The organism is Nocardia alni (assembly GCF_019038435.1).
Lineage (GTDB): Bacteria > Actinomycetota > Actinomycetes > Mycobacteriales > Mycobacteriaceae > Nocardia > Nocardia alni.
Genome location: NZ_JAGPOX010000298.1, coordinates 1 through 2397 on the forward strand (window position 1 = coordinate 1; position 2397 = coordinate 2397).

1 protein-coding gene is annotated in these 2397 nt (G+C 64.7%); it reads right to left on the bottom strand.

Features of this window, described 5'->3' with window-relative positions; genetic code table 11:
• Positions 1–217: 217 nt before the first annotated feature.
• Complete coding sequence (locus JZ791_RS43930; RefSeq protein ID WP_254207393.1) at positions 218–1678, bottom strand: type IV secretory system conjugative DNA transfer family protein; 1461 nt, start codon at positions 1676–1678, stop codon at positions 218–220.
• Positions 1679–2397: the final 719 nt, after the last annotated feature.

A 2397-nucleotide genomic window follows, 5' to 3' on the forward strand; every position in this document is an offset into this window, starting at 1 on the left:
GCCACACCCCCTGGCAGTTCCCCCGCTTCGTGCACGGCCAGTGGGAATGCCTCGGCGGCCCCGGCCCGGTCGTCCCCCCCGGCGCGATCTATCACTGATTGTCCGAGCCGCAGGCTGATGGGGCCGATTATCGATACGCTGCCCGAACTTTCTTGCGGCACTGTAGAAACGTCCGAGGACGCCGCTGATTCCCACGATCAGCGTCGTACACCAGCGCTCAGAGGGGCTGCACCTCGTCCGGCCGGCCGAGAGAGCCGGCTACCGAATCCGGAGGCGGATCCGTCACGGCCGGGATAAGGATGAGATCCTCTATGCCGATAACGCTTCGCTTGCCCGGGCTGTAACGCTCCAGGGACTTTCGTATCTCGTCAGCGTATTGCGTCTCCCACCACGGTACGGTCCTGACCAGCACAGGCGGTACGCCGGAGGCGAACAGCACGGCTCGCCCGCGCGGCAACGACCTCAGTTCTGGTATCCCGAGCGTATCCGCCGATCCAACCATTCCGTCTCGCAGCAAGGGCACATCATCGACGCCGCCGACCACTTTTATGCTCGCGGCCGACCACAGCTCGCTCATACCGTCGTGCCCCCAGCATCGGACTCCCTGAGCCCACGACTGCAGCAGCGTCATCAACACGATGCCATGGGAGCCGTAGTAGCTGTACCGCTGCGGAAGATCCCGGCCCAGAACGACATTCGCGGCGTCATCGAAGACTGCCAGCAGTGGCACGCGAAGTCGGTGCTGATGGGCCGACCGTGCTGACCGCACCGCGACCTCCAGCACCGCTCCGATGAGCGCATTCACCAACGGCGCTGCCGATCCTCGTCCCGCGACCGACAGCACGTACAACGTTCCGTTGCGCTCGAGAAATTCGAGTTCGTCGAACTCGTAGCGATCACTCCCGGGAGTGATCCACGGGTGCACGGTCGACAGTTTCAGGCAGCCGATCATTTTCTTGGCGGTGCCGAAGACGCGACTCACCATGTGCAGATCGGCGTTGTAGTGCGCAGCCAGGCTCGACGCCGCCAGGTCGAGATTGGCATTGAAGCGGTAGGGCGTGACCTGACGCAGGATTTCGACCGGCTCGGTGTTGTGTGGGCTGGTGACCCATTCCCAGACCTGCACGAGGGGCAGTTGCGCCACTGCGGCGGCCAGGAACAGGTTGGCCAGCAGGTCCTCGGCTTCGCCGTCGAAGAAGGCATCGGATTTGGCGTCGGAGCCGTCATCCGCGAAGTGACCAGCCAGCTGCGCGGCCCGAATTTCGCATCCGTTGCGTCGCACATCGACCCACCGCAGCGGATCCCAGTACCACGACACAGGTTCCTCGGTGCCGGCGATCCCCTGCGGGTCGAAGACGAAGACGTAGCGCGAATCGCCTTTGTGTTCGCGGACACCTCGAGTGGCGTCCACGATGTCGCGTTTACTGGCGGTCGCGATGACAGGGCCGACAGCTTCCACGATCGCCGGGATCGCCCGGCAGGTCGACTTTCCTTGCTGAGGACTCCAGATATCCAGCTGCAGATCCGCATAGGAACCATAGAGTGGAACGCCGTCGGCGACCGCGATCCCGATCGAAACACCAGGCGCATCGGCGTAGCCGAGATCTACACCGAGTTGTCCGGCCTTGTCTCGCACGCCGTACTCGGTGAGCGACCCGAGTGCCTTACCGGTCCCCATGAACCGAGCTTTCGCATCGATGGCCTCTCGCCCTCGCGCACTGCGGCGGCGGAGGAGCATCACTACGAACAAGCCCAGCGCAGCAATCACCACCTCGATAATCACTGTCGCAGTGGCGTCGTGCGGCCAGCGCAGCTTTCCCCCCGCCAACTCCACGATCGCGGTGATCGGATCCGACGGAACGTCCTGACGAACCGCCGACCTCGCGTTCCCTACATACAACGCGATGACAACGATCACCAGCCCGAGACCGCCTCAGATCAACACCCGGGCGATCAGCGCCACCTCGGAGCCATGCTTCTTCCTGATTTTCGCCATCCCCCGGCCCTTCTCGAGCACCGCCGTGCACATCAGAATGACAGTGGAACCTTTGCGCCGCCAGTGCCATCGGTCTCCCCAGTGCCCCGACAGCACTCGAGCTGCTGCCCCGGTCGTTCGCGGTATCGGTCGTCGGCCGCATCAGCGAACGCGGGACCTGTGATGTCGGCGCATCGGTGGGTGGACCGAGGTGGCCCGCACCTCTGGAGCGGGAGGCATGACTGTGCCCCGCCCTGGTGTGGCACAGGGCGGGTCGGGCAGACTGCGGCTAACCTGGTCTGATGGCGGGTTAGCCTGTGGGGGTGAGGTATTCACCCGGGTGGTGGTACCGGTTGATTCTTCGTCGCCGCGTCGGGTCGAGGCGGGCCGGTGGTACCCACTGGGTGCGCCCGGCGGTGGGG

Bases quoted from the DNA above. Each gene is read 5' to 3' on its own strand.
- JZ791_RS43930 (WP_254207393.1), bottom strand. From the start codon at position 1,678: ATGGGGACCGGTAAGGCACTCGGGTCGCTCACCGAGTACGGCGTGCGA.